The following is a 19,409-nucleotide window of genomic DNA, read 5'->3' as shown; positions in this document are numbered from 1 at the left end:
ATTAAAGAAGATTGCAGTACGACGGCATGAAGCGACGCGTTCAAATTCTGGTGGCACTTGTCCTCACTGCGCTGTGGGGCGCGGGCATCTATGCGGGTCACGCCAACGGTCATCTGCGCTTTCTCGATCGGCTCGAGGCGACGCTGACGGATTGGCGAACACAGGTCCGCGGCGTGCAAGCTCCGCCCGACCTCGTCACCATCGTCGCCGTCGACGATACCGTGGTGAAACGCGGCGGCAGCTATCCGCTGCCGCGCGCCGACCTCGCCCGCGTCGTCGACACCATCGTGCAGTTCAAGCCGAAGGTCGTCGCGATCGACCTGCTGCTGGTCGACCGCAGCGCCGCGATCGGCGACGCCACGCTGGCTCACACGCTTGCCACCGGTCCCGTGGTGCTCGCAGCCGCCGCGATCTTCCCGAGCGCGAGCGAGACCGTGGCGCCCGGAAGCGCAGGCCCGCTCGCCGCCCTGCCCCAGGCCGAGCGCTTCCTGCTGCCATTGCCGGCGTTCGCCGATCACGCCGAGGTCGGAATCGTCAACGTCTCGACTGGGCAATCGGGCTCGCCGCTCTCGGTGCCGATGCTGTTCCGGACAGGCGACAAGATCGAGCTGTCGTTTCCGCTGCGGGTCGCAAGCCGCGCACTCGACAAGCCACTGACGATCGCGCCCGATCATCTCATGCTCGGCGATCGCACAGTGCCGACCGACACCGGCTTTGCGCTGCCGATCACCTATTACGGGCCGCGTCGCACCATCCGCACCGTGAGCGCACAGAGCATTTTCGACGGCACGCTCGACCGCAAGGCGATCGAGAACCGGATCGTCGTGATCGGCGCCGCCGTTGCCGGCGGCGGCGACTTCTTCCCGACGCCGTTCGATTCCCTGATGCCCGGCGTCGAGGTGATCTCGACCGCGATCACGCATCTCGTCGCCGGCGACGGCATCGTGCGCGACCGCAGGGTTCACATCGTCGACGCGCTCACCGCGATCCTGCTGCCGATGCTGCTGGTGGGCCTGCTTGCCTGGCGACGGAGCGCGGTCGGCTTCATCGCGGCAGCCGCGGTGATGGTCGCCTGGGCCGGGCTCAATCTGTTCGCGTTCACGCGCGGCGTCTGGCTCGATGCCGCGACCACGCTCGCGGCCGCGGTGCCACCGGTCGCACTGTTCGTTGGCGTACAATTGTGGGCAGGAGGCCGCCGCACGCAATATCTCGCCGCCAAGAGCCGGTCGCTGGCGCAATTCCAGGCACCGGCCGTGCAGGCGTGGCTCGCACGCGATCCCAATTTCCTGGCGAAGCCGGTCCGGCAGGATGCGGCCATCGTCTTCATCGATCTCTCCGATTTCACCGCACTGAGCCAGCAGATCGATCCGGACGAACTCCAGGACATCCTGCAAGCGTTCCACGCGCTGATCGACAGGGCCGCGGTCGATTGCGGCGGCATGATCACCAGCTTTCTCGGTGACGGCGCCATGATCCTGTTCGGCCTGCCGAGCGCGATGCCGGATGACGCGGCGCGTGCGCTGAAATGTGCGATCGACCTGCATCGCGGCGTCGAGCGCTGGATGGCGTCGCTGCCATCAGCGATCGGCGGCCGGCTCGGGTTCAAGATCGGAGCGCATTTCGGCCCGATCGTCGCCTCCCGTCTCGGCGAGAGCCACCAGCACATCACGGCAAACGGCGACACCGTCAATCTCGCGAGCCGGCTGATGGAGGTCGCCGCGCAAAACCATGCGCGGCTCGCATTGACCGACGCGCTGCTCGATGCGGCCGACTTTCACGGGGCCCCCGACGGTATCCTGTCGGGCCCCCTGCACACGCAGATCCGTGGCCGCTCCGGCGTCGTGACCGTCTGGTTCTGGCGCGACCAGGACAGGCCGAGCCAGGCCGCGGCCAAGGTCGAGATGATCGACTGAGGCGGCTGGCGCGTCCGCTATTGCCCCTTGCGCCTCAGCACGCCCAGGCCGCCCAGCTTGCCGCGCGACATCAACTCGCGAAAACTGTCGTTGAGGAGGATCTCGTCGACCTCGTCCGAGATCAACTTCGCTTCGGCCTCGGTCATGACGATGGACGTGAACGAGCCGCTCACCTTCATGGCGTTGAGCACATCCTTGACCAGGGGCGCGCCGTTGGACGGGATCTCCGGCGGCTGCCAATCGAGATCCTCGATCACGAACAAGCCGCCCGGCTTCAGCGAGGGAAACAGCACGCCGAGCGTCAGGTGCTGGTGCACCGAGGCGTGAGAGCCGTCGTCGATGACGATGTCCAGCGGCTTTTCCTTGGCCGCCAGCTGCTCCAGCATGCTGCGATCGCCCTGATCGACGCGATGGATTCTGACCCGCGGATGGGAGAACCAGCTGAAGTCCTCGATGTCGGCACCGATGACCTCGGCATTCGGGAAATAGTCCAGCCACATCTGCAGCGACGGCACCTGATCCTGAGTCCAGCCTTCGACCCGCCCCCGGCACAGACCGATTTCCAGGATGCGAATGGGTTCAAGGGCCTTCGATCGGAACAGCTCGTGATAGATTCGCGTATAGTGATGGGCGAGCTGGCCCTTGTAGACCGCGCCCTTGTCGGAATCGTATTTCGCCGCAAGCTGCGTCAACCAGTTCGGCTCGAGCACCAGCTTCTTGAGATAGCCCGCCACGCTCTGCTCGGGGACCGCATCGAAGCGCAGCCCTCTCTCGGCCCACATTTTTCCCCAGAGATGGACACCCGTTACACGGGGATCGCTCAAGAGATCGAAGCCGGCCCGGCCTTCGGCGGCAAACAGATCCACTTCGCGCCAGTCGATCGCGTTGAAGGTCGTCGGCGGGAGAATCGAGGATTGGAGCTCCTCGTCGCCTGCCACGAGCAGATATTCGCTCAGCAACAGCGGCCCCACCGCGCCGTATTCGACACGCTTTTCGCTGAACATCCGCTGCAGCGACAGCGCATACAGATTGGCCATGTGAGGCGAGCCCTTGGGCGCGCGCATCACGTCGCCGACGCACACATGCCCGTTCTCGACTCCCGACCATTGCGCGGAAAACACGTGCTCCCTGCCAAAATCCAGGGGTTTCACGAGCACGATGTCCGTATCGAGCCACCAGCCGCCGAATTCATGAAGAACGGCATAGCGGAAGATGTCGCTGAAGTAGCGGATCTCGCTGTTCAGGACGGCATGCTGGTAGATCGCACCCGGGACGAGATCTCCGGCATCGACCACCATGACGCCGGGCGGCACACGTGCTTGCATGGCGCCGACATTGTCGTAAGTGTACAGCTTCACCGGATGGCCCTGCCGGACCATCGATTGAAGCGAGAGACGCGACATCTCGCTCAGCGGCGCATTCGACCAGAAGCAGTGAATGGGGTCGCGGGCTTCTCCCGACCCCGGGCGGCTTTGAAGATGCGGATTGAATTGCCTTGTGAGCGCATTCCACCCGTTGCGAGGGACAGAACGGCACTCCGCAAGGAATGGCAATTTCTGATAAGCGCGAGCGATCAGAAAGCAAAGGCTCGCCTGGTTGACGTGCCCCGCCCTGTTCAAGGCGTTGCCAAAATTTTCCCAGACAGTCGGGTCAACCGGATCAAGCGCGACCGCCCGCTGAAACGCCTCGAACGCCTGTTCTTGAAGTCCCTTCCCTTGCAGAGCGGTCCCGAGCGTTGCGAGATAGGTCGCCTTCATCTCGCTCGTGAGAGCGCGGCAAGCCCATTCCACGGCGGCGTCGTAATTCCCGTTGAGCAGGGACACGCCAGCCATCAGATGAAGCAAGCCGGCATGGTTCGCGTCTGAGGCCAGCCCTTCCCGGCAACGGGCTTCGGCTTGCTCAAGCTCACCCGTTTTCAAGTGTTGAAGGCAGATCTTGTAGTATTCATCCCGCGTCGGCGAAGACGGCTCTGTCGAGATCTCGTTTGCTCTTGCGAGAGTGCCGTCGTGATAATTCATCGGGGACCTTCCGGATCAAGGGAGAGCGGGCAGCAACCCGATTCCCGAGCCTGCAGGAAGGTTGCCGATTCTCAATTATTCCCTGGAGCTTGCTCGAAGCTGGGCGCCGCCTTCGCCTCGGCACGCCGGCGCGTGGCGAATCAAGGGAGCGGTTGATATGCCTCAACCAGCGATCGGCGCTTTATCCGATCTTTGAAGCTGGCCCTTGCATGAAGAACTTTGTCGTCAACCTCAACCGTCAGCCGGAGAAGTACGAAAGCTTCTTGAGACTGAATGCCGGGTCGAAGATCGCCTTCGAACGATTTGAGGCGTCCGATGGCGCATCGTTCTCATCGCAGGATGCGCTTGGGATGAACCTGGTTGTGCCCGGAGCACAGTTCACGCCCGGTGCCGTCGGCTGCGCGGCCTCACATCTCCGGATCTGGCAACAGACGGCTCAATCCGAAGTGCCGGCGCTCGTGTTCGAGGACGATGCGATTGTCCGCGATGACATCACCGAGCGTCTGGATTTCCTTCGCCGTCTCAAAGACTGGGATTACGTCGCGCTCGGCTACAATACGGACTCCGTTCTCGAACTTGAGCTGACGCCCGGCTTCAAGTCCGAGATGGTGTTCACGCCCAAGCAGCCAAGCGACGAAAGCGCGGCGGTTTTTCGGAGGTCAAGCGCAGAGGTCGCCGCGTTTCGGCTCGTCAATTGCTTCGGCACGGCAGGTTATGCGGTTTCGCCCCGAGGCGCGAAGAGACTTCTGGAGCTCTGCTTTCCGATGGAAAACCGGTTTCTTCGGGTTGCAGCGCTTGGTCGCACGATCCCGGTCATGGGGGTCGATGGCATGATGAACTTCATCTACAATTCGATCGAGGCCTTCGCCTGCCTCAGCCCGCTTGTCATTCCCAAAAACAACAACGCCGTCTCGACAACCGTTCCGACCGGTGAAATTCCCCGCTGGTGAGTGCCGCGAGGTGCGCCCGGTTCAGGGCAGAAGTTCGGGCGGCGGCGAGCGGTCCAGCACATCGCCCTTGGCGCCCTCAAGCAGATCGACGCCGTAGGTCTCGACCATGAGCGGGCCGCGCTTGCGCTGCAGCTCGGCGACACGCGTCACCTGCGTGAAGAGGTCGTTCAGGAACGGATGGCCGCCGGGGCGCAGCTCGTCGACATAGATCAGCTTGCCCGCGAGCAGCTTTGGATCGGGCTCGGGCATGTTGACCCAGCGGATGCGCTGGTTCTGCTGCACCACGCAGGTGCCGCGCGGCAGATAGAAGGCGAGCCAGCCAGTGGTGCCGTAATCCGGCGTGAGCACGCAAGGCGCACCGCTGCGGACACGCGCCGCTTCGACGTTAGCTGCGAGCTCGCGCCAGCCGACGCCGACGCTGCGCGCGGTCGCATCGCGGCGATAGCCGGACAGCAGCCCCGTATTGGCCTGCAGGATCAGTGCGGCAAACATCACGATGCCGGTGGGCGCGGCCCAGCGCAGGCAAAAATCCACCAGGCGTCGCGCACGCGGTTTCCACTGTACGAGGTTGGCTGCGGCAGCGGCGGCAACGACGAACGGCGGATAGACCGGCGCAAACCAGTTGGCCTCGACGCGGGCGTGCAGCGAGTGCCAGACGAAATAGGCGACGATGGTCCAGAACATCGTCTCGATCAGCACGCGCGAGGCGAGCGCGCCTGCCCGGCGCCAGGTCAGCGCATGGAGCCCCATCGCGCCAAGGATGAAGACCAGCGGGGTCGCAAATGCAATCTGGGTCGGGATCAGCTCGGCAATGAAGACCGGGCGAAAATCCTCGATCCTGGCGCGCCCGAGCTGCTTGACGAACGAGACCCATTGATGATCCGCATTCCAGAGGATCACCGGTGAGAACAGCGCGAGCGCGACGAGGCCGCCGAGATAGGGCCAGGGCGAGAGGAACCAGCGCCGCAGTTTCGGCACGGAGGCGAGCCAGATCAGGATCGCGGCACCAAAGAACATCGCAGTGTACTTTGACAGCAGCGCCGCGCCGATTGCGGCGCCGACCGCAAGCCACCAGATACCGCGACCGGTCTCCAGCACTTTTGCGAGGAAGAACAGCACGAAGCTGGAGGCGACCAGCAGCGGCGCATCTGGCGTCACGATCAGCGTGCCGACCGAGGCCATCATCGTCACGTTGAGCAGGATCGCGCTGGTCGCCGCCACGCGGGCACCGCCGAACAGGATCGCGGCCGAACGATAGATCGCATAGCTCATCGGCAGCGCGAGCAGGATCGAGACCAGACGAACACCGAGCTCGGTGTCGCCGGCGATCATGGTGCCGGCGCGGATGACGTAAGCCACCATCGGCGGATGGTCGTAGTATCCGCCCGCCAGGTTCTTCGACCACATCCAGTAATAGGCTTCGTCGAAGGTGATCGGGGTGAAGGCGGCCGCGACCAGCCGCAGTGCGACCAGCGCAAGAATCACCAGCGCCGTATTGCGGACGATCCGCGCGTCAGCCCCGCCCATACAAGCTTCCTTGCAAGCCTTGACGCGCTATTTCTTGCGCCAGACGAACAGTCCGGACATCGCGTAATTCCACACTACGCCCATCAGCGCGCCGGCGAGGCCCGCCAGCCACCAGATCGGCTCCTGGTCGTAGACCGAGAAAGCAACGCCGACATTGGCGAGCAGGCCGACGCTGCAGACGATATAGAACATGATCAGGCCGCGCAGGATCGCAAAGCCCTTCAGCCGCTGGTCGCGATAGGTGAGGAAGTTGTTGAGGACGAAGTTGGTGGTCATGGCGACGATGGCGCCGGCGGCCTGCGCCTCCGCGAACGGCACCTTGATCAGCTGGAGCGCGATGAACAGCGTGGTGAGATGCACCACGAGGCCGATGCCACCCACCATCGCGAACAGGATGAAACGCAGCGAGACGATATCGTTGGTCAGCTTCGCCAGCACCAGGCCAAGGAAGTCGAGCGCCACCATGGAATCGAGCTTGCTCTCGCCATGCTGGCGGGCGCCGAAGGTGTAGGGAATCTCGACCGCGCGCAAATTGCCCTGCGCGCTTGCGACGAGATCGAGCAGGATCTTGAAGCCGTGCACCGACAGTTTTGGCGCCAATTGCTCGAAACGGTCGCGGCGAACCATGAAGAAGCCGCTCATGGGATCCGCGATCTCGACCCGGAGCATCTTCCTCGCGACCTCGGTCGCCAGCGCACTGGCGCCGGCGCGCTGCTTGTTGAAACCTTCGCTCTTGTAGCCCTCGATGTAGCGGCTGCCGACGACGAGGTCGGCCTGATCGCTTGCAAGCAGCAACAGCATCTTCGGCAGCTGCGTCTCGTCGTGCTGGAGGTCGGCGTCGATCACGGCGGCGTAAGGCGCGCTGGAGGCCAGGATGCCCTCGATGCAGGCGCCCGACAGGCCGCGGCGGCCGATACGGCGGATGCAGCGCACGCGGCTGTCCTGCAGCGCCAGCGCCCGCACCACATCCGAGGTGCCGTCGGGCGAATCGTCGTCGACGAACACGACCTCCCAGGCGACGTTGACGAGCGTCGCCTCCAGCCGCCGGTACAGCACCGTGACGTTATCGCGCTCGTTGAAGGTCGGGACGATGACCGACAGTTCGGGCCCCTCTTGAGCCTGGCTGTCGACGCCCGGTCTGATCGCTTCGTTCATGACGGCAGCGTATAACCGCCGCGTCGTGTGATGCCAAGCCGGGGGTCTGGGGGAACGGCCCAAAGGGGCCCTAAAATGCCAACGACCCCGGAACGGCGGACCGCGCGTACATCCGGCGCGAGCCCAAGCTATTCCAAGGTCGTCCCAGCAACGGAGAATGTCACTCAACGTTGCCGTTATCAACTAAATGGGGACGACACTGCCGCTTCGCAAGGGGCTGAAGCGCTCTTTTTCGGGCCGCTACTGGTTCGGGACTTCCCGGATCACGGGGCCCCGCGGCGCCGGCGCCGCAGGGGCTGCGGGCGCCATGGCGGAAGGGGCCGGCTCGACCTTGGCCGGCTTCGGCGGCTTGCCGTACTGCCCGATCGGCCCGAAGACGATGGCGGCCGCAAGCACAATCGCCGCGACGATCACGCCACAGATGCCACCTACCGACTCAGACGACATGCCAGCCCGTCCCCGTTCCAGATGCAGCCAGTCATACCACGGATGAACACGCGGCCGGAAGGGCTTGGCGAAGGGAGCGAATGGTGAATGGCGAGTAGCGAATAGGGCAGGCCCGTCTTTCGTCCCTACTCGCCATTCGCCATTCGCCACCCCCTCATTTCTGCGGCGGCCGGTGCTTGACGAAGGCGGTCACGATGTCCTTTTGCGCCGCCTCCACCGCTCTGTTCGCGGTCGCGAGATGGGCGCCGGATTCGATGTTCGGATATTGGGAGGTGAGATAGTCGAGCAGCGCCACCCGGTAATATTGCCGCTCCGACGGACAGGCTCCCGCAACCGACCGGCCGAAATTCTGTTCCGACAGTCCCTGATTGCTGTCGCGCGAATATTCCCGCGCCAGGCAATGCCAGTAATCGTCGCGGCCCTGCATAGCGAGCTTCTGCGCGCCCTTCGCATCGTCATCGTCAGCCAAAGCCGCAGATGTCATGGCAGCAGATGTCATCATGACGAGTGCCGCTCCCAGCATCAGCGTCCGCATCTTGTTTCTCCTTTTTGCGCAGATTTCTTCGCGAGCTTAGACGGGACACGACAACTGGCCAATCACTTCTGGTTTGACTAGGATGCAGACCTCCCCTCCCCGTCGATGCGAGATCCCTCCGTGGCCAAAGCAAAAACCGCGACCAAAAAATCCGGCAACATCTTCATCGGCATCGGCGGCTGGACCTTCGAGCCCTGGCGCGGCGTGTTCTATCCGGAGAAGCTGACGCAGGCGAAGGAGCTATCCTACGCGGCCTCGAAGCTGACCTCGATCGAGATCAACGGCACCTATTACGGCTCGCAGAAGCCGGAGAGCTTCCGCAAATGGGCAGCCGACGTGCCGGATGGTTTTGTGTTCTCGGTGAAGGGGCCCCGCTTTGCCACCAACCGCCGCGTGCTCGCCGAGGCCGGCGATTCCGTCAAGCGGTTCTATGATTCCGGCGTGCTGGAGCTCGGCGACCATCTCGGGCCCGTGCTGTGGCAATTCGCGCCGACCAAGAAATTCGACGGCGCCGATTTCGGCAAGTTTCTGGAGCTGTTGCCGCGCAAGCTCGAGGGCCGCGCGCTGCGCCACGTGGTGGAGGTGCGCCACGACAGTTTCTGCACGCCTGATTTCATCGCGCTGATCCGTGAATTCGGGACACCCGTGGTGTTCGCCGAGCACGGCAAATATCCTGCCATCGCCGACGTCGCCGGCGATTTCGTCTATGCCCGGCTGCAGAAGGGCAATGACGAGATCAAGACCTGTTATCCGCCGAAGCAACTCGATGCCTGGGCCGAGCGCTTTCAGGCCTGGGCCGCGGGAGGTGAACCCGACGATTTGCCGAAGGTCGACAAGGCGAAGCCGAACAAGGAGCCGCGCGACGTGTTCGCCTATGTCATTCACGAGGGCAAGGTGCGCGCGCCGCACGGCGCCATGGAGCTGATCGCGCGGGTGAGCTGAGGATCATTCATGGCCGGAGCGAAGAAGCTCTTCACCATTGGCTATGAGCAGACGCCGCCCAAGGCCGTGCTCGATGAGCTTGAGCAGGCCGGCGTCAAGCTTGTGGTCGACGTGCGCGCGGTAACATCGTCGCGGCGGCCGGGCTTTTCCAAGAAGCAGCTTGCCGCAGGCTTGGACGAACGCGGCATCGCCTATGTCCACCTTGCAGCGCTGGGCACACCCAGGGAAGGCCGCCTCGCCGCCCGCAGCGGGCAATACGTTGCGCTGGAGAAGATCTACTCACAGCACTTGAAGGAGCCTGAGGCGAGAGAAGCGATGGACGAGCTCTCGGCGCTAGTGAAGAAGGCCGGTCCCGTCTGCCTGCTCTGCTACGAGCGCGACCACACCCACTGCCACCGCCAGATGATCGCGGAGATCATCGAGGAGCGCGATGGGGTGGCGGTGAAGAATCTGGCGGGGCGGCAGGTGTAGCTACTCTCGTCATTCCGGGGCGTGCGCAGCACGAGCCCGGAATCCATCGAGCCTCAGAGTTGGTGGATGAATGGATTCCGGGCTCACGACTTCGTCGCGCCCCGGAATGACGAGCGGAGACAGCTCGCGCGCGCCCCGAAATGACGACTTACCCCTCCCCCGCCAGCTTGAACGTCCCCTCCATCATCTGCACGCAGCTGCCGCCGACATGGGCGGAGACGATCTTGCCGTCCTGCTTGCGCACGCGCGTTTGGAGGATGCTGGGCCGGCCCATGTCAAAGCCCTGGCCGACCGTGAGCTTCAATTCACCGTCGCGCGTGGAATCGAGATCGGCGAACAGGGCGGCGGCCGCGACCGTCGCACTGCCGGTGGCGGGATCCTCGGTGAGACCGCTGGCGCCGCGCATGAACATGCGCGCCTGGCGCTCGCACGGCGCCTCCGTCGCGGGCACGTCGCGCGTGTAGAACCACACCGAGCGGGCCTCGTCGCGCGGCAAGACCCCGCCGAACGCGGCCGCGTCGGGCCTCGCTCGCTTGAGCGCATCGCGCGAATGCAGCTCCGCCACCAGGAACGGCGTTCCGACGCCGACGACTTGCGGCGCATGGTGATCGGTCCTGATGTCATCGGCAGTCAAGGAGATGCAGGCTGCAACGTCGGCGGCGGAAACCTCCGCCAGTCGCGACAGCGGCTGCGGCGCGGTGAGCTCGGTGCTGACCACCCTTCCTTGCTCCCGCACGATATCAACCGGGACCAACCCGGCTATCTCCTCGAACAGCAATCGCGGCTTCGGATCTTTCGCGAGGCTCGCCAGCACGAAGGAGGTGCCGACATTCGGATGGCCGGCGAACGGCATCTCCCTTACCGGCGTGAAGATGCGCACCTCGGCATCGTTGGCCTTGTCGCGCGGCGGCAGCACGAAGGTCGTCTCGGAATAGTTGAACTCGGTCGCGATCGCCTGCATCTGCTGCGTGGAAAGCCCAGCGGCGTCGAGCACCACGGCAAGCTGGTTGCCGCCGAAGGCGCGGTCGGTGAACACGTCGACGGTGACGTAGCGGCGCTGCATGCAAAATCCTCACGCAAATGGCGGCCGCCTCCGGCCGCCTCGCGCAGCACTCTACAAGCCCTCAACATCGCCCGTCATGCCCCAAAATTCGGTGCAATCGGAGCAATCGCGGATGAGAGATCAGAAGCGAAAGAGAGGTCGCGGTGATGCCAGAACTTGCGCGCGCTCGCTCTTGTCGACGATCAGTGTGTCGAGGAATTGCCGGTTCTTCGCGTAGCTCTGCGTCGCCTCGAACTGCGTGTGCGGCCAGTCGCTGCCCCACAGCAGGCGATCGAGGCCGTAGGCACCGCGCAGCAGCGGATAGGCCTCCTTCGCAAAACTCTCGCCCGCAGCACCGTTGCGATAAGGCGCGGAGATCTTGATCCAGACGTTCTTCGCCGCCCCTAACTTCAGTACGGATTGAAAGCCGGAATCGGCGACACCGAGCTTCGGATCGGGCAGCGCGTAGTGATCGAGCACGACAGTGACGCCGCGGTCGAGCAGCTGCGGCGCAAGCACGGCGAGATCGGAGGCGTTGCGCTGGATCTCGACCTGCCAGCCCATCGATTTCACCTTCGCGAGCAACCCCTTCCATTCGCTCGCGGCGAGATCGGGCAAGGGCTGGCCGACGAGATTGAGGCGAATGCCGACGATGCCGGCGCGATCGAGTTCGCGCAGCTCGTCTGCAGAGACCTTGGGATCGACGACGGCAATGCCGCGCAGGCGGCCGTTGGTCTGCTTCAGGCAGTCGACGAGATAAGAATTGTCGGTGCCGAGAAAGCTCGGCTGCACCAGCACACCATTGGTGATGCCGTTGTGGTCGAGCTGCTCGAGATAAAGCGACAGCGGCGCGTCGTAATCCGGCGCATAACGCCGGCCCGGCGCGAGCTTAAGCTCGCGATGGAACACATGGGCGTGGGTGTCGATAACAGGCAAGGCCGCCTCACTCCTGGCTGTGGTCGCGACCGTTATGGCGAGCGACGCGAGGCCCGCACCAAACTGGCGGCGCGTCAGGCCGCCCTGGGGCAATGTCATGGTCGTTCCTCCCCATTCCTGTCAGACGCGCGCCGGCGCGGCCTGCTCGAACACCTTGCCGCGGGTCTCGGGCAGGAGCAGCACCGCGATCAGCACCAATGCATAAGCAAACGCCGCGTCGATGCCGATCGCGGGCCCGAGACCGATGCGATCACTGAGGAAGCCGACCAGGAAAGGAAACGCGGCGGAGACGACGCGGCCGAAATTGTAGCAGAAGCCGACGCCGGTGCCGCGCACGCCTGCCGGATAGAGCTCGCTGAACAGCGCCGCCATGCTGGCGGGAATACCGGCCGAGAAGAAGCCGAGCGGAAAGCCGAGCACCAGCATCTCGCCATTGGTCAGTGGCGCAAAGATGTAGACCAGCACGGTGGCGATGCAGGCGCTGGCAAAGAACGCGACATTGGCCCTGCGGCCGATCCGGTCGCTGATGATCCCGCTGGCGACGCAGCCGCAGAAGAAGGCGACGATGATGACGGCGAGATAGAAGCTGGAGCCGAGCACCGACAGGTGGCGCACCTCGCGCAGGTAAGTCGGCAGGAACGTCGTCAGCGCGGCATAGCCACCATGGGCGCCGATGCCGAACAGGCCGCCGACCAGGGTCGAGCGCAGCACGTCGCGGTGGAAGATGCCGGCGAGCGTGGCGAGGAACCGTGTTTCTGCGTCCCTTGCAACAGCGCGCGGCGGCTCCTTCAGCCCGCGGCGGATGAAGATGATGAGGAGCGCCGGCAACAAACCGATCGCAAACAGGATGCGCCAGGCGATGTCCGCCGGCGCGCAGGTGAAGACCAGCGCCGACAACAGCACCGCCGCGCCCCATCCGATCGCCCAGGCGCTCTGCACCGAGCCGAGCGCCTTGCCACGATGCTCGGGACGAATGATTTCGGCCATCAACACCGCGCCGACGGCCCATTCGGCGCCGAAGCCGAGGCCCTGGACGGCCTTGAGGATCAGAAGCTGGGTGTAGCTCATCGCGAATGCGCAGGCGAAGGTCGCGAGCGCGAAAGTCGCGACCGTGATCTGGAGCGCCTTGACGCGGCCGTAGCGATCGCCGAGCGCGCCACCGAGCCAGCCGCCGAATGCGCCGAAGAACAGCGTGACCGAACCGAGCAGGCCGGCATCGGCCTTGCTGATGCCGAAAGCCGCGATCAGCGCGGGGATGGCAAGGCCGAACATCTGGACATCGAGCGCATCCAGCGCCCAGCCGCCAAAGCTTGCCCAAAAGGTCCGCTTCTCGAGCGGCGAGCATTCGCTGTACCAGTTTGACATTGTTTCCCCCGTAATCGTTTATTGCTTGGTGTCGTTGAAAGTCGTTGTCACCGGATCTCGGCGTGGTAGCGGAAGCGATCCGCGGGCCCGCGCGAGCGGCGCCATTCGATCGGCCGCCGCTCCAGATCGAGCGCGAGGCGCTCGATCACGATCAGCGGCGCGTGGGCCTCGAGCCGCAACAATCGCGCCTGCATCTCGTTGGCGGCCTCGACCGTCAGGATTTCCTCGGCGGAGACCACGACCTCGCCGCAGCGCTCCTCGTAGAGCGGATACAGCAAGTCACCGAACTCGGCCGTGTCGATCTCGAGGATTTTTGCGAAGCGCGATTGCTGGAGCCAGATTTCTTCGGCGAGCAGCGGCACGTCGTCGATCAGCCGTAGGCGCGACAGGCTGATCACGGCTTCGCCGACCGGAATACGCAAAGCCGATGCCACAGCGGATGTCGCCGCTACGCTTTTGCGCCGGATGATGCGGCTCTTCGGCACGCGCCGCTCGCCGCTTTCGGACTGGAAGCGGAAGAAACGGAACAACGAGGAGTTGAAACGCGCGCGGCGCACGAAGGTGCCGCGGCCCTGCTGCCGCTCCAGCACCGCATCGGCAACAAGCTGGTCGATCGCCTTGCGCACGGTGCCGATGGCGACGCCGTAATGGGCGCCAAGCTCGGCCTCCGACGGAATCGGCTCGCCCGGCCGCCATTCATTGCGGTTGATCCGCGCCGCGAGGTCGTCGCGCAGGCGCTGGTAGCGTGGCAGGCGGTCGTCGCGCGGGACTGAATTCATATAGTCATATAGATGACTAGATGAAAGTGGAGTCAAGCGCTACCTTGATACCGCAAGGCCGGAGTCCTCGCGGAACGAGCGCGAGGCCGGGTTGCGGACTTCGCCAACCCGGCCTCGCCTGTGTCGATCGTCAGTTCGTGGTCTTGGGCATGCAGGGCGGCTCCTTGTAGGGCGCCGTGGCATAGGCGCCCACTGCGGGAGCCCTGACGCAATCCGCCGTTGCGTGGGTTGACGCACGCCGCACGGGCGCGACATCGCGGGCGGCTGCGGCCTGGGTTTGATAGACGGAAGCGGCGATCAGGGCGGCTGAGACGAAGGTCAGTCGAGTCATGGATTTCCTCCGCGTGACAAACGGACATCGACAGGTTTTCGACGTCCTGAGTGCAAGAGCGGAATGCCACGTGAAATATTTCAGCCGCACGTTCAAAGAAACGCGAGCAGCGCCCCTCACCCCAGTTGAAACACCGCGACCGGCTGCTCGTAACCGCGCACCATGACCTCGCCGAGCGCGACCGCATCCTCGCCGTCGTCGCCCAGCGCCTCGCGCACGGACGCGGAGATCAGGAGCTGCGAGCCGAACTCCTTGTTGAGCGCCTCCAGCCGCGAGGCGAAGTTTACGGTGTCGCCGATCACGGTGTATTCCTTGCGCCGGGGCGAGCCGATATTGCCGGCGACGACCTCGCCGAAATGGATGCCGATGCCGATACGCAGCAGCCAGTTCGTCTGCGCATTGATGTGGTCCATCGCGGTCAGCATCTCGCGGCCTGCGGCGACCGCACGATGCGCTGCATCGGACGCCTCCAGCGGCGCGCCGAACAGAGCGAGAAAGCCGTCGCCGAGAAACTTGTTCACGATGCCGCCGTGGCGGTCGAGAACATCGACCAGCACCGCGAAAGCGCCGTCGAGCCGGTCGACGACCTCCTGCGGCGTGCGCGACTGCGCGCCGGCGGTAAAGCCGCGGAAATCGACGAACATCACGGCGACACGGCGAAGATCGCCCGCAGCGCTGGTGCCTTCCGCCATCAGCCGCTCGACCACCTGCGGCGAGACGTGCTGGCCGAACAGATTGGTGACCCGGTCGCGCGCGGTGGCCGCCGCGATGCTCGCGGCAAACTGCCGCCGCAACTGTGCGCCGACGGAGCCCGCCAGCACGCCGCAGACCAGGATCACAAGGCTACGCACGGCGTGGAAATAGATCAGCGGTTCGCCGGCGTCGCTGGCTGAATTGTAATACAGCGCGACGGCCAGCAGCCCGGCTGCGGCGACAAATCCCGTGAAGGTGGACAGCCAGAAATCGAGCCGCAGGGTCGAAAGAATGACGAAGATGAAATAGGCCAACGGCAACACGAAGCCGAGTGCCTGGCTTGCACCCATGCTGCGGATCTGGAGGATCAGAATGAGCGTCGGCAGCGACGTTTCGATTGTTGCACCGATATAGCGCCTGATCACCGGCAGGTCGCGGTCGAGCTTGAGGTTTCGCCTGATCTGGCCGTGGACCCAGACCTCGAACAGCAGAAAGCCCACCAAAAGCACGTATTCGCGGAATATGCCCTCCGTCCCGCGCCAGATCCGGTTCACGATGGCAGGGTCGATCACGAAAGTTGCCGTGAGCAAGACCATCATGGCCAAGCCGGTGGCGATCAGCGCCTTCACCCGCAACAGCTCGGTGCGCAGCACCTCGCGCGTCAGCTCGCGCTCGAACGCCTCCGACAAGAGGGCTTTCTGCCGGGCTTCCCCGCTGACCAAGCTGACCATTCCACCCCCTCGATTCCGGGGCAGTCTGCCTCAATCCAGCGTGCGGCGGAAGCGCGTCACGGCGATAGTCATGGCAACCAGCATCAGGATGACGAGCGCGGCCGCATCGAAGCGCAGATTTGGCATAGACGCGCCCTTCAGCATGATGGCGCGAACGATACGCAAGTAATGCGTCAGCGGCAGGCATTCGCCGACATATTGCGCCCAATTCGGCATGCCCGCGAACGGGAACATGAAACCGGACAGCAGGATGCTCGGCAGGAAGAACATCATCGACATCTGCATGGCCTGGAGCTGGTTCTGCACCAGCGTCGAGATCGTGTAGCCGATCGACAGATTGGTGGTGATGAACAGCGTCGACAGCAGCGCCAGCAGGAACAGATTGCCGAGCACGGGCACGCCGAACAGGAACACGCCGATGCCGATGATCAGGAAGGCCTGGACGAAACCGACCAGCACGTAAGGGATGATCTTGCCGAACATCACCTCGACCGGCTTGATCGGCATCGACAAGAGGCTCTCCATGGTGCCGCGCTCGACCTCTCGCGTCACCGAGAGCGCGGTGAAGATCAGCATGGTCATGGTGAGGATGGTGCCGACCAGGCCCGGCACGATGTTGAGGCTGGAGTTCGCAGCCGGATTGTAGCGGGCGTGCGCGCGGATCTCGAACGGCATTTCCGGGGGATTGCCGATATAGAGATCGTGCGCCAGCGCGGTCTGCACGATCATGCCGAGCGAGCCGAGTGCGGCGCTCGCCGCAACCGGATCGGTGGCATCGGCCGCAACCAGCAGCGCCGGCTTGTCGCCGCGCCGCACCGCGCGCTCGAAACCGCGCGGGATCTCCACGCCGAACAGCACCTTGCCGGACTTGAGGAGATTGTCGAATTCGTCGACGTCATGCACCTCGTAGATGAAGCGGTAATAGGCGGTATTCTCCAGCGCCTTCAGGACCGAGCGCGCAAGATCGGAATCCTCCTGGAGCAGCACCGCGCTCGGCAGATTGTGCGGCGTGGTGTTGATGGCATAGCCGAACAGCAGAAGCTGCATCACCGGCAGCATCACGATCATCGCGAACGAGACGCGGTCGCGCCTGAGCTGGATGAACTCCTTGACCAGCATCGCATAGGAGCGCTTCCAGAAGCCGAAGCGCTCGCGGATCTCGTGCGCGGGAGCCGGATGATCGATGGTGCTCATTGGAAATTGTCCTTGGAGCGGCCCATTAGCTCGATGAACACGTCTTCCAGTGACGGCGCCGATTTGTGCCAGTGCAGACCGCTCTTGTCGCGCCACGGCGCGATGCTGGCTTCGAGCGCGGCAACGTCGCGCCCCGAAACATGCAGCGACGTGCCGAACGGTGCCACCATGTCTACCCCGGGCTTGCCGGTGAGCGCGGCCGTGAGGCCGTTCAAATCCTCGCCTGTTACGGTGTAGGTCGTCAGCGCAGATCCCGCGATCACCTCCTCCACCGTGCCGTGGGTCAGCAAATGGCCGTAGGCGATGTAGGCGATCTCGTGGCAGCGCTCGGCCTCGTCCATGTAATGGGTCGAAACCAGCACGGTGAGCCCATCGGCTGCGAGCGCGTGGATCTCGTTCCAGAAATCGCGCCGCGCCTTGGGATCGACGCCGGCCGTCGGCTCATCCAGCAGCAACAGCTTTGGGCTGGGCAGCGTGCAGGCGCCCAACGCCAGCCGCTGCTTCCAGCCGCCGGAGAGCTCGCCGGCCAGTTGCTCCTCACGGCCCGAGAGCCCGAGCCGCTTGATCATGTCACGTGCCGCACCGCGTGCGTCGGCGAGGCCATAGATCCGCGCGACGAATTCGAGATTCTCGCGCACGGACAGGTCCTGGTACAGGCTGAAGCGCTGGGTCATGTAGCCGACCTGGCGCTTGATCTTTTCGGCATCGCGCAAGATGTCGTAGCCGAGACAGGTACCCTCGCCGCTGTCGGGCGTGAGCAGGCCGCAGAGGATGCGGATGGTCGTGGTCTTGCCCGAACCGTTCGGCCCGAGAAAGCCGTAGATCGAGCCGCGCTTCACCTGCATCGACAGATCGTGCACGACCTCGCGGCCGCCGAACGATTTGGTCAGGCCCTTGACGTCGATCGCGATGTCGTTGCTGGCGTTCATCGCTTTTCCGCCACTGGCGTTTTGGGATTGAGATAGACGTTGATCGGTTGTCCGACGCGCAACGCATCCGGCCGCGACGGCCGCGCCTGGATCAGATAGACGAGCTTGTTGCGCTCATCGAGGCTGTAGATCACGGGCGGAGTGTATTCGGCCGAGGTCGCGATGAAATAGATCTTTGCGGTGAGATCGGCGGCGCAATTGTCGCAGGCGACGCGGACCTCGTCGCCGATCGACAGCTTCGGCAATTCCGCCTCCGGCACGAAGAAGCGCAGCTTCATGTTGCCGGGCGGCATGATCGACAGCACCGGCCGCTGCGCCGCCACCATCTCGCCCTCGCGAAAGTAGATCTGCTGGATGGTGCCGGCGACCGGCGCAAAGCCCTTGCGCCGCGCCAGCCGCGTCTGCGAGGTCACTACCCGCGCCTGTGCGACCCGCAGATCCGAGACGGCGGAATCGAGCGCGGCTTGCGTGCCGGAGCCGGTCTTGCGCAGGGAATCCGCGCGATCAAACACCTGCTGTGCATTGGCCAGCGTCGCCTTGGTCTGGTTGAGATCGGCAAGCTGGAGATCGTCGTCGACGTCATAAAGGGCGTCGCCGACCTTCACCGCGTCGCCCTCGCGGACGTCGAGCTTCGTCACCCGCCCCGCTTCGTCGGGGCTGACGAAGATCATGTCGGCCTCGACCCAGCCCTGAAAGCCGGGGTCGCGTTTCTCGTTGCAGCCGGCAAGCCCGATGGCGAGCGCGGCGACCAATGCAAATCTGAAAATTCTTTGCGACGACCTCATGTCGTCCTCCGTTCGCCAAAAATCAAATCGAGATGAACGCGCAGCATGTCCTGCGCATCGAGCGGCGCGTGCCGTGCAAACAGGCTCTGCCAGATCACTGCGATCATCGCCGGCGCGACCAGGATCTGCGGATAGTGTGCGAGGTCTCTTTCGCGGATCTCGCCGCGGGCAATGCCAAGCTCGATCAGCGCCCGCATGCCGGCCATCCCGCGCGAGACGACCTCGCGGTAGTAGAAGTCGGCCACCGCAGGGAAGCGCGGCCCTTCGGCCACGATCAGGCGGACGAGATCGCCGCGCCGTGTACCGATCACCTCTTTGAGGAAGTTGCCGGCAAAGGTTTCGATCAGATCGCGCACCGAGCCCGTCGGCGGCGGCAGTGCGTTGAGCCGCGCCACCACCGGCACGATCACGGTGCGCACGAGCTCCTCGAACATCGATTCCTTGTCTTTGAAGTGCAGGTAAATCGTGCCCTTCGCGACGCCTGCGCGCTTGGCAATATCGTCGAGCCGCGTCGCGGCAAACCCGCGTACGATGAACTCCTCCATCGCCGCCTCGACGATGGCCGCGCGCCGCTCCGCCGCGCGTGTGGCGCGGTTCGATGCCGGAGGGGCTTCCCCGTCAGCTTCGGGTTTGCGACTTGCTGCTTTGGTAGACCTATTCGTCATC

The 19,409-nt window shown here is 64.3% G+C and carries 20 protein-coding genes; 5 read left to right on the top strand and 15 right to left on the bottom strand.

Annotated features, from left to right (window positions below):
- Nucleotides 1–26 precede the first annotated feature (26 nt).
- A complete protein-coding gene (locus tag FXB38_RS14660; protein ID WP_148751542.1) occupies nucleotides 27–1,913 on the top strand; it encodes a CHASE2 domain-containing protein in 1,887 nt (628 codons plus the stop codon).
- A gap of 17 nt (nucleotides 1,914–1,930) precedes the next feature.
- Here FXB38_RS14660 and FXB38_RS14655 read toward each other — a convergent pair whose 3' ends face one another.
- Nucleotides 1,931–3,316: a glycosyltransferase gene (locus FXB38_RS14655; RefSeq protein ID WP_187434875.1), complete on the bottom strand. Its 1,386-nt coding sequence runs from the start codon at nucleotides 3,314–3,316 to the stop codon at nucleotides 1,931–1,933.
- A gap of 75 nt (nucleotides 3,317–3,391) precedes the next feature.
- On the opposite strand from FXB38_RS14655, the gene FXB38_RS42730 reads away from it, so the two are divergent.
- The gene (locus FXB38_RS42730) at nucleotides 3,392–3,778 is read left to right on the top strand and encodes a hypothetical protein (RefSeq protein WP_187434874.1); all 387 of its coding nucleotides are present in this window, start codon (nucleotides 3,392–3,394) and stop codon (nucleotides 3,776–3,778) included.
- A 242-nt stretch (nucleotides 3,779–4,020) separates the two neighbouring features.
- Nucleotides 4,021–4,881, top strand: a complete 861-nt coding sequence (locus tag FXB38_RS14650) for a glycosyltransferase family 25 protein (RefSeq protein WP_148751540.1) — start codon at nucleotides 4,021–4,023, stop codon at nucleotides 4,879–4,881.
- Between the two features lie 21 nt (nucleotides 4,882–4,902).
- Here FXB38_RS14650 and FXB38_RS14645 read toward each other — a convergent pair whose 3' ends face one another.
- The 4 genes from FXB38_RS14645 to FXB38_RS14630 form a co-directional block, all read right to left on the bottom strand.
- Nucleotides 4,903–6,408, bottom strand: a complete 1,506-nt coding sequence (locus tag FXB38_RS14645) for a glycosyltransferase family 39 protein (RefSeq protein ID WP_148751539.1) — start codon at nucleotides 6,406–6,408, stop codon at nucleotides 4,903–4,905.
- A 27-nt stretch (nucleotides 6,409–6,435) separates the two neighbouring features.
- Entirely contained in the window at nucleotides 6,436–7,563 is a 1,128-nt protein-coding gene (locus tag FXB38_RS14640; RefSeq protein ID WP_148751538.1) for a glycosyltransferase, read from the bottom strand.
- Between the two features lie 240 nt (nucleotides 7,564–7,803).
- Nucleotides 7,804–8,010: a hypothetical protein gene (locus tag FXB38_RS14635; protein WP_148751537.1), complete on the bottom strand. Its 207-nt coding sequence runs from the start codon at nucleotides 8,008–8,010 to the stop codon at nucleotides 7,804–7,806.
- Between the two features lie 154 nt (nucleotides 8,011–8,164).
- Nucleotides 8,165–8,545 carry a hypothetical protein gene (locus FXB38_RS14630; RefSeq protein WP_148751536.1) on the bottom strand — a complete coding sequence of 127 codons (381 nt, stop codon included), beginning with the start codon at nucleotides 8,543–8,545 and terminating at the stop codon, nucleotides 8,165–8,167.
- A 105-nt stretch (nucleotides 8,546–8,650) separates the two neighbouring features.
- Between FXB38_RS14630 and FXB38_RS14625 the strand changes: the two genes are divergently transcribed.
- The gene (locus tag FXB38_RS14625) at nucleotides 8,651–9,487 is read left to right on the top strand and encodes a DUF72 domain-containing protein (RefSeq protein WP_148751535.1); all 837 of its coding nucleotides are present in this window, start codon (nucleotides 8,651–8,653) and stop codon (nucleotides 9,485–9,487) included.
- A gap of 9 nt (nucleotides 9,488–9,496) precedes the next feature.
- A complete protein-coding gene (locus FXB38_RS14620; RefSeq protein ID WP_148751534.1) occupies nucleotides 9,497–9,958 on the top strand; it encodes a DUF488 domain-containing protein in 462 nt (153 codons plus the stop codon).
- Between the two features lie 148 nt (nucleotides 9,959–10,106).
- Here FXB38_RS14620 and FXB38_RS14615 read toward each other — a convergent pair whose 3' ends face one another.
- The 10 genes from FXB38_RS14615 to FXB38_RS14570 all read right to left on the bottom strand — a co-directional run bounded on the left by FXB38_RS14615 (nucleotide 10,107) and on the right by FXB38_RS14570 (nucleotide 19,408).
- Nucleotides 10,107–11,021, bottom strand: a complete 915-nt coding sequence (locus tag FXB38_RS14615; RefSeq protein WP_148751533.1) for a PhzF family phenazine biosynthesis protein — start codon at nucleotides 11,019–11,021, stop codon at nucleotides 10,107–10,109.
- A gap of 120 nt (nucleotides 11,022–11,141) precedes the next feature.
- The gene (locus FXB38_RS14610; RefSeq protein WP_148751532.1) at nucleotides 11,142–12,035 is read right to left on the bottom strand and encodes an amidohydrolase family protein; all 894 of its coding nucleotides are present in this window, start codon (nucleotides 12,033–12,035) and stop codon (nucleotides 11,142–11,144) included.
- Nucleotides 12,036–12,056: 21 nt separating this feature from the next.
- Entirely contained in the window at nucleotides 12,057–13,301 is a 1,245-nt protein-coding gene (locus FXB38_RS14605; protein ID WP_148751531.1) for an MFS transporter, read from the bottom strand.
- 47 nt (nucleotides 13,302–13,348) lie between these two features.
- Nucleotides 13,349–14,080 carry a GntR family transcriptional regulator gene (locus FXB38_RS14600; protein ID WP_148751530.1) on the bottom strand — a complete coding sequence of 244 codons (732 nt, stop codon included), beginning with the start codon at nucleotides 14,078–14,080 and terminating at the stop codon, nucleotides 13,349–13,351.
- A gap of 130 nt (nucleotides 14,081–14,210) precedes the next feature.
- Nucleotides 14,211–14,411 carry a hypothetical protein gene (locus FXB38_RS14595; protein WP_148751529.1) on the bottom strand — a complete coding sequence of 67 codons (201 nt, stop codon included), beginning with the start codon at nucleotides 14,409–14,411 and terminating at the stop codon, nucleotides 14,211–14,213.
- Nucleotides 14,412–14,527: 116 nt separating this feature from the next.
- On the bottom strand, nucleotides 14,528–15,835 hold the full coding sequence (locus FXB38_RS14590) for an adenylate/guanylate cyclase domain-containing protein (protein ID WP_148751528.1): 1,308 nt from the start codon (nucleotides 15,833–15,835) through the stop codon (nucleotides 14,528–14,530).
- 30 nt (nucleotides 15,836–15,865) lie between these two features.
- On the bottom strand, nucleotides 15,866–17,029 hold the full coding sequence (locus FXB38_RS14585) for an ABC transporter permease (RefSeq protein ID WP_148751527.1): 1,164 nt from the start codon (nucleotides 17,027–17,029) through the stop codon (nucleotides 15,866–15,868).
- Nucleotides 17,026–17,958, bottom strand: coding sequence for an ABC transporter ATP-binding protein (locus FXB38_RS14580; protein ID WP_148751526.1), 933 nt, complete (start codon nucleotides 17,956–17,958; stop codon nucleotides 17,026–17,028). Before FXB38_RS14580 ends, FXB38_RS14585 begins: the two co-directional genes overlap by 4 nt.
- On the bottom strand, nucleotides 17,955–18,743 hold the full coding sequence (locus tag FXB38_RS14575; RefSeq protein WP_148751525.1) for an HlyD family secretion protein: 789 nt from the start codon (nucleotides 18,741–18,743) through the stop codon (nucleotides 17,955–17,957). The genes FXB38_RS14580 and FXB38_RS14575 overlap by 4 nt, the downstream gene beginning before the upstream one ends.
- Nucleotides 18,740–19,408 (bottom strand): TetR/AcrR family transcriptional regulator, encoded by a 669-nt coding sequence (locus tag FXB38_RS14570; RefSeq protein ID WP_148751524.1) that lies wholly within the window; start codon nucleotides 19,406–19,408, stop codon nucleotides 18,740–18,742. Before FXB38_RS14570 ends, FXB38_RS14575 begins: the two co-directional genes overlap by 4 nt.
- Between the last annotated feature and the right edge of the window lies 1 nt (nucleotide 19,409).

Origin of the sequence: Bradyrhizobium cytisi, assembly GCF_008123515.1 — a bacterium.
Classification (GTDB): domain Bacteria; phylum Pseudomonadota; class Alphaproteobacteria; order Rhizobiales; family Xanthobacteraceae; genus Bradyrhizobium; species Bradyrhizobium cytisi.
The sequence above is the reverse complement of the archived record's forward strand: the minus strand, read 5'-3'. Positions and strand labels throughout refer to the sequence as shown.